Here is a 6,732-nt window from a genome sequence, read left to right as displayed (position 1 = left end):
GGCTCAACCGTTGTCGCCGGTTGGCCAAGGATTGGGAATGCCTCAACCGAAACGGACTTGCATTTCTACGCTGGGCATCCATCCGGCTGATGGTACGAAAACTCTGTAAGGAAACAAAATGATCCCGGATGGACTCTGAAGGTGGTTGAGTTGCCTGATTCAACACGGACGGCTGATGATGCGGCTCAGGCTCTGGGCTGTGAAAAATCTCAGATTATAAAGTCGCTCGTATTTAGAGCCGTGCCAACATCAGAGCCTGTGCTGGTCTTAGCTAGCGGCCCAAATCGGGTGAATGAGAAAGTAATCTCCCACTTACTAGGTCATAAAATAGCAAAAGCTGACGCTGATTTTGTCAAGGACACGACTGGTTTTTCTATTGGTGGTGTTCCACCACTAGGCCACAAGACACCAATGAGAATTTTTGTCGATGAAGACCTATTAGCATTTCATGAAACCTGGGCGGCCGCCGGCACACAAAATGCAGTCTTTAAAATCACTGGTCTACTTACTGAAGTACTTCCAAAACATACTGTAATTTCTATAAAATAGCAATTATTGTCTAGAATCATAGTCCCGGCCTACCCAAAAATCATGCTCAATAAAATCGCTGATTTTTAAGGCTCAAACCCTAGTTTTTGAGCAGGCCAAAGCCTGATGCCCGAATACGGTCGATTCCGGTCAGATGATCCAAGCGGGACTCGCCTCTGTTTGCGACCAAGAGCCTGGATGATTGCGAGCGCCTACACTTAGCGGCTGGGGCTAGGTGCGGTAACGGAGGGAGCACTCGTGCGAAATTGCGTGCCGTACGCGTTGTTGATCTTCTGAACCAGTTGCTCATGCTGGGTCGGTGACGGCGCGGCTTGCGCGATCAGCGGCATGGCGAGGCCGAAAGTAGCAGCGAAAACAGCGATAGCGGTCATTTTGGTCATGGCACAAATCCTTAATTCGGGTGGAGAGGCGTGCCTTCGGCCGGCTTGCGCCGGCCGAAGGCAGTGGTTGATCAGGCGGTTGCGCGGTTGCGCTGGATCGCGTTCAGTTGGTTGGTGTGAACTGTACGGCCATCGGCCAGTTTGGCGTGTTTGACGGTCGCGGCGTTCGAGGGCGCGTGAACGATGATCGGGCCGGGCTGGTAGATCGACGTGCCGACCGAAGCGTTCGCCGCCATAGGTGCGAATGCACCGGCGATGGTCAGAACTGACGCCAGAACGGTGAACTTACGCATGGGAGTCTCTCCTCGATCAAATGATGCAGGGGGACCCCTGCTCTGTGAGGAGAGATAAGTCCAACCATGAAATGTATTAAGCTGGTAGTTTTCTCTAATACTAATACCGCTGCGGCATGAATAGCACCGCCACCTTAAAGCGGTTAACTGAATCTGGCAGCACTATGCCGGCTAGCTGGAGCTGCAGCTCTTCGAACCGGAAGCCTGTCGGACAACTGCCTCGACGGAATCATCTATGCAAAGCCGTGATCGAGGCGCTTTCCCTCCCCTCCCCGATAGCCCCCCGAATAATTCCACTACGCGCGATAATATCCGTTATCTCGACTCAGTCACTTTTTTGCAGATCGCCGTCCCTTTGAACATCGAAAGTAAGCTCGACCTTCAGGCCAACTGGGTCGTAGAAAAATAACTGATACAGGTCGAACCCGGGAACCGGGATACCCTCATACGAAATCCCAAGTGAATCGAGTTTCGTTCGTACCGCATCGAGGTCACTGGTACGGAATGAAACGTGATCGAATTGACCGGTCGATCCTGGGCGCCCTTTCGGTGCCATAGGTCCGTCGACTGGGAGCGAACCAGCTATATGGACCACCGGCCGGTCACCGAGATACATCCAGTAGCCAGGAAACCTGAAATCAGGTCGAGGTCCGGCACGCAGACCCAACACATCGCCATAAAAATCCCTCAGCGTGTCAACGTCTTGCGGTCGACTTCGGATCGTGAAGTGATCGATATACTGGATGTCCATCGGCGTGCTTACCCATAATCATTTCCATGAACATAGTCGCCAGGGACAAGATTGATCAATCGTTAAGGTTAAAGGATTCCGATACCCATCATCGGCACCTGATCGACATCGCCCGGCGCGTCTTCCCCACCGTGCGGCTATCTGGGCTGACTATGCGGCCGGCCAACAGGATTTCACGCGTGAGCATCGATCAGAGCCCGGATTTCATCGAACAAGGCGGCGGTGGGGTCGCAGACTTGGCACAGCAAGCTGAAATGGTCGGCGTCCGGAACGGTCATGACCGTGGCGTGATTGCCCGCGCCGGTCCACGCGCGTACCAACGCCGCGGTCTGATCGTGAAACGCCGCGGTTTCGCGTGCGCCGGTCGCGAACAGCGCCTGCGGCAGACCGGGTCGCAGCCGATACAGCGGTGAAGCCGCGTGAGCCTCGGCAGCATCGAGCCGCAGCTTGTCGTTCAGCGGCGTCGCGCGCAGCGGCGCCAGATCGTAGATACCGCTGAGCCCGACGATGCCGGCGATCGGCGGGCGGGCGATGCCGCGGGTGGGCCAGTCGGTGAGCGCGAGTTCAACCGCCAGATGCGCGCCGGCTGAATGGCCCATCACGACGATGCGGCCGGCGGTGTTGCCGAGCGCGGGGATCAGGCCGCGCACCGCTTCGGTCAGGGCGGCCAGGGTCGCATCCGGGCAGAGCGGATAATTCGCTAGCACCACGCTGACCCCCGCCGCGACCCAGGCGGGTGCCAGAAACCGGAATTGCGCCTTGTCGCGGGCCTGCCAGTAGCCGGCGTGCAGATAGACGAGGGTGGCACCGCTGGCCTCAGCAGCGAAATGGTCGAACCGTGCGCGCGGGTGCGGGCCATACGGGATGTCGAGCGTCGGCTGCCCGGTGCGCACCGCTGCCGCGCTCTCCCGCTCGAAGCCTGCGAGCAGCTCGGCGTGGGTCTCGTGCAGCTGGCCGGTCAGGTACTGGAACACCGGATCGTTCTCGGTGGTCATCGCGGTGCATCAATGGTGATCGCAGCCGGCGGTGCCGCAAACCCCGCAAGGTTCGCATAGCCGCGCACGATGGCCGCGAGCTCCTCCTGGGTGGCGATGGTGTCCAGCCGGCCGAACCCGGCGGGGGCGCGGGCGGCGATCAGGTCGATCACCCGCTCCGGGCCGCCGATGCGGTTCGAGTGCACGATCGCGGTGGTCGCCGGCCGGCGCTCGGCTTCGTATTGTGCGAGCGCGGTCGGACCATCCTGCGCGGCCAGGCAATCGGCGAGGCATCGCGCATCGAGGATCGCCTGCGAGGCCCCGTTCGAGCCGACCGGGTACATCGAATGGGCGGCATCGCCGAGCAGGGTGATGCGCCCCTGTGTCCAGACCGGCAGCGGGTCGCGATCGCACATCGGGTAGCGGAAAATATCCGCCGTCACCCCGGCCAGGGCCGGAATGTCGACCATCGGCAGGGCAAACCCCTCGATCAACGGCGCGAACTCCGCGAAGGCCCCGCGCGCCGACCAGCTTTCGCGGCCGGGCGGCGGCGTGCCGGCATCGGCGATCCGCGCATACACCACCCAGTTGGTCAGCCGCCGATCCGGCTCGCTGCCCGGCGCGATCGGGTAGAACACCAGCTTGGCGGTGGCGTCGCCCGCAATGATCATTTCATCGCCACTGCCAAAGGCCGGCCAGTCCACCGCACCGCGCCACATCTGAATGCCGTTCCAGCGTACTAGCCGATCATCACCCAACAGGGCGGCGCGCAGCGTCGAATGGATGCCATCGGCACCGATCAGCGTATCGCCGGTCACAGCGCCGGTTTCGCCGCCTGCCGTCCGCACCGCGACGGTGACACTGGCAGCGTCCTGCGCCGCACCGATCACCCTGGCATCCGCGCGCACCGCTCCGGCGCCCAGGCGCGCCTGCGCGGTCTGCCAGAGCAGGGACTGCAACCGGCCGCGATGTGCCGAGATCTGCGGCACCGCATGGCCCGCGTAGCAGCCGCGGGGTTCCTGCCAGATCGTCTGGCCGCGCTGGGTCATGTAGGTGAGCGTGCGGGTACGGATGGAAATGGTGTCGAGCGCATCCAGCAGGTCCAGGTCCGCAAGCTCGCGGACCGCATGGGGCAGGATGTTTATGCCGACCCCTAGCGGCCGCACCGAGGGCGCCGCCTCCAACACCTGGCACGCAATGCCGCGCCGGTGCAGCATGAGCGCCAGCACCAGGCCGCCGATGCCGCCGCCGGCGATGATGACCGGTGCCATCACGCCGGCGGCGGCAGAAACTGCACCTCGTGCGCCGCGGCGATCCGCACCACCGCCGCCGGGTCGGTCAGATTGTGGATCTGCTCAAACAGGGTGCGCAGCGATTGCCGTGGCGTGACCCAGAACAGGCAGCGCACGACGCCATCCGAGCGGTTGAAAATGCCATGCGGTCGGTTCATCGGCAGGCGGACCAGATCACCCGCCGCCGCCACCTTGTCCTGACCGTCGAGCCAAAGATCGAACCGTCCATCGAGCATGTAGATGAACTCATCCTGCGTCGGGTGGATATGCGGCGGCACGAACGTGCCGGGCGGAAAGACCGCGTGCCAGGCCATGGACTGCGCGCTGTCCTGCTTGAGGGTGTAGGTCTGGCCTAGAATGTTCCAGACCACGCCATCCAGCCCTTCATCCGCCTTGATGATGCCTGGTGGTGTTTCGGTCATGCGCGCTCTCCCTCTGGCTGCTAGTTCCGTGCGATCCTAACGGGAATTGCGTGGCTGGCCAGCGTGCGCAACACTCGGACCATGCCCAACACAATCGCCGCCCGGCTCGACGCCTGCGTGAAATCCCTGCCCATCGCCTTTCCCGGCCCTGGTGGCGCCGTCGCCATCTTGCGCGCGGGTGAGGTGCTCATCCGCCACGCCTGGGGCTTCGCCAATGCCGAGCGGCGGATCGGCTTCACGCAGCAAACACTGTTTCGCATGTGCTCGATCACCAAGCAATTCACCTGCGCCACGCTGTTAAGCCTCTTCCCGGATCTTTCGGCGTTGGATCCAGACATCCGGCACCTGATCCCCCATCTGGAAGGGCCGGTGCCGAGCGCGCGCCACCTCGGCCACAATCAATCCGGCCTACGCGATTACTGGGCGGTGGCAATGCTGCACGGCGCGCCGGCGGAAGCGCCGTTCGGCAATGCCGAGGCCAGCCGGATGATCGCCAGCACAAAGACGCTGCAGTTCGCTCCGGGCCGGCATTATTCCTACGCCAATCAGAATTTTCGCATCCTGTCCGATATCGCGCAGGCACGCAGCGGCCGCAGCTTCGCCGAGTTACTGCGCACCCATCTGTTCAACCCCGCCGGCATGGCCACGGCACTGCTCGCCGCCGATACGCGCGCGATGCCGGACGGCACTGACGGCTACGAGGGTAATCGCGTTACCGGCTTCCGCGCCGCGGAAAACCGCATCTTCTGGACCGGTGACGCCGGGCTCGTCGCAAGTCTCGACGACATGATCGCCTAGGAACGTCAAATCGACCGCACTCGCGATGACGACGAATCGGTCTACGCGCGTCTCAGCGCACCGGTAACCTTCGCCGATGGTGCCGCCGCGACTTACGGTTACGGCCTGGGACGGGCGACCTATTTCGGCCGCGCCGCAACCGGCCACGGCGGCGCGCTGCGCGGCTGGCGCAGCCATCGGCTCAACCTACCGGGCGAGCGGATTTCGGTCGTCGTCATGTTCAACCACCTGTCCGATGCGCATGCCGCGGCCAAGGCGCTGCTGGCGGCGGTGCTCGACCAAGTGGTGCCCGCACCCCAGGGCGGCGTCGGCGACCCCGCATGGACCAGCCGCTACTTCGTGCCCGAAACCGGCCTCGCTGCCCGAATCGAGCAGCACGACAGCGGCAAAATCCGTCTTGTCTACGGCCACAACCCGGACTTGCTCGACCTCGGCGCCGACGGCGCCGCCACCGATGGTAACACCACAGTGCAGCCGCGTAGCAACCATTAATTCATCGCCTGCCCCCGCCTTTGATTTGTCCTCTCCTCCCCCAAGTCTGCCGCCGTGCTCGGTCTCGTCAAGCACGCTTCGCGCCGCTACGCGGTGGGCTGCGCCCATGCTTGAGAAGCCCTGCGCGCGACGGCGAGAGCGGGGCAGGTCGGGACGAAGGAACAGGCCGTCCTCGGTCGAACCAAGGAACAGTCTGCGTTAGGCAATCGTGATCGGTCCGTTAGTCTCCCACGGCGTGCCGCGCGCCACGACTGTGTTGGCGAAGATCAGCAGCTTGCGCATACACGCGACGATTGCACATTTGTGGCTCTTGCCGCGCGCGATCAGCCTTCGGTACAGCGCCATCAACGCAGGGTTCCAATGGAGTGCTCCGACAAACGCCGGCATATACAGCGCGCGCCTGAGCCGTGCCCGCCCACCGCCGATATGCGTCTCCCCCTTGTGCGTCCCGCTCTGGTGCACGAAAGGGGCCACACCCGCGAGTGAAGCGGCCTCCTCGCGGCTGACCTGCCCCAGCTCCGGCAGCCGCACCACCAGGCTCAACGCCGCAACGATCCCGATCGCAGGGATGCTCATCACCAGCCGATAGCGCTCAGCCAGGTCGTCATGCGCCCGCACCTGATCGCGCAGACGCTTCAACTCGGCGATCTTCTGCTTCTGAAACGCCCTGATCTGGTCTTGAACAAGCTTACGCACCCGCTCATCGCGCGTCTGCTCCAGCCTCGTTTTGAACCGCACGATATCCTCACCGATCTGCTCGATATAGGTCAGCAGATCCGCC

General features: G+C 62.7%; 10 protein-coding genes and 1 pseudogene. 4 read left to right on the top strand and 7 right to left on the bottom strand.

Annotated features, from left to right (window positions below):
- Together AruPA_RS21120 and AruPA_RS21115 are read left to right on the top strand one after the other, a co-directional pair.
- Positions 1–122 (top strand): annotated as a pseudogene (locus AruPA_RS21120) (IS5/IS1182 family transposase); the annotation flags it as partial.
- A 19-nt stretch (positions 123–141) separates the two neighbouring features.
- Positions 142–549: a YbaK/EbsC family protein gene (locus tag AruPA_RS21115; RefSeq protein WP_265638709.1), complete on the top strand. Its 408-nt coding sequence runs from the start codon at positions 142–144 to the stop codon at positions 547–549.
- 197 nt (positions 550–746) lie between these two features.
- Here AruPA_RS21115 and AruPA_RS21110 read toward each other — a convergent pair whose 3' ends face one another.
- The 6 genes from AruPA_RS21110 to AruPA_RS21085 all read right to left on the bottom strand — a co-directional run bounded on the left by AruPA_RS21110 (position 747) and on the right by AruPA_RS21085 (position 4,661).
- Entirely contained in the window at positions 747–929 is a 183-nt protein-coding gene (locus tag AruPA_RS21110; RefSeq protein WP_265638708.1) for a hypothetical protein, read from the bottom strand.
- Positions 930–1,000: 71 nt separating this feature from the next.
- Complete coding sequence (locus AruPA_RS21105; RefSeq protein WP_265638707.1) at positions 1,001–1,222, bottom strand: hypothetical protein; 222 nt, start codon at positions 1,220–1,222, stop codon at positions 1,001–1,003.
- A gap of 325 nt (positions 1,223–1,547) precedes the next feature.
- Positions 1,548–1,973, bottom strand: a complete 426-nt coding sequence (locus tag AruPA_RS21100; protein WP_265638706.1) for a VOC family protein — start codon at positions 1,971–1,973, stop codon at positions 1,548–1,550.
- A 173-nt stretch (positions 1,974–2,146) separates the two neighbouring features.
- The gene (locus AruPA_RS21095; protein ID WP_265638705.1) at positions 2,147–2,968 is read right to left on the bottom strand and encodes an alpha/beta hydrolase; all 822 of its coding nucleotides are present in this window, start codon (positions 2,966–2,968) and stop codon (positions 2,147–2,149) included.
- Positions 2,965–4,218, bottom strand: coding sequence for an FAD-dependent monooxygenase (locus AruPA_RS21090; protein WP_265638704.1), 1,254 nt, complete (start codon positions 4,216–4,218; stop codon positions 2,965–2,967). Before AruPA_RS21090 ends, AruPA_RS21095 begins: the two co-directional genes overlap by 4 nt.
- Entirely contained in the window at positions 4,218–4,661 is a 444-nt protein-coding gene (locus tag AruPA_RS21085; RefSeq protein ID WP_265638703.1) for a cupin domain-containing protein, read from the bottom strand. Before AruPA_RS21085 ends, AruPA_RS21090 begins: the two co-directional genes overlap by 1 nt.
- 81 nt (positions 4,662–4,742) lie before the next feature.
- Here AruPA_RS21085 and AruPA_RS21080 point away from each other — a divergent pair, with 81 nt between their 5' ends.
- Together AruPA_RS21080 and AruPA_RS21075 are read left to right on the top strand one after the other, a co-directional pair.
- Positions 4,743–5,459 carry a serine hydrolase gene (locus AruPA_RS21080; protein ID WP_265638702.1) on the top strand — a complete coding sequence of 239 codons (717 nt, stop codon included), beginning with the start codon at positions 4,743–4,745 and terminating at the stop codon, positions 5,457–5,459.
- Between the two features lie 216 nt (positions 5,460–5,675).
- A complete protein-coding gene (locus AruPA_RS21075; protein ID WP_265638701.1) occupies positions 5,676–5,951 on the top strand; it encodes a hypothetical protein in 276 nt (91 codons plus the stop codon).
- Positions 5,952–6,149: 198 nt separating this feature from the next.
- Here the strand turns inward: AruPA_RS21075 and AruPA_RS21070 are convergent.
- Positions 6,150–6,732: transposase (locus tag AruPA_RS21070; protein WP_265638700.1), on the bottom strand; the 583-nt coding region annotated here is incomplete at its 5' end.

This window comes from Acidiphilium sp. PA, from assembly GCF_026191915.1.
Classification (GTDB): Bacteria; Pseudomonadota; Alphaproteobacteria; order Acetobacterales; family Acetobacteraceae; genus Acidiphilium.
Note: the sequence above shows the minus strand (reverse complement) of the source record. Positions and strands in the feature narration are given on the sequence as shown.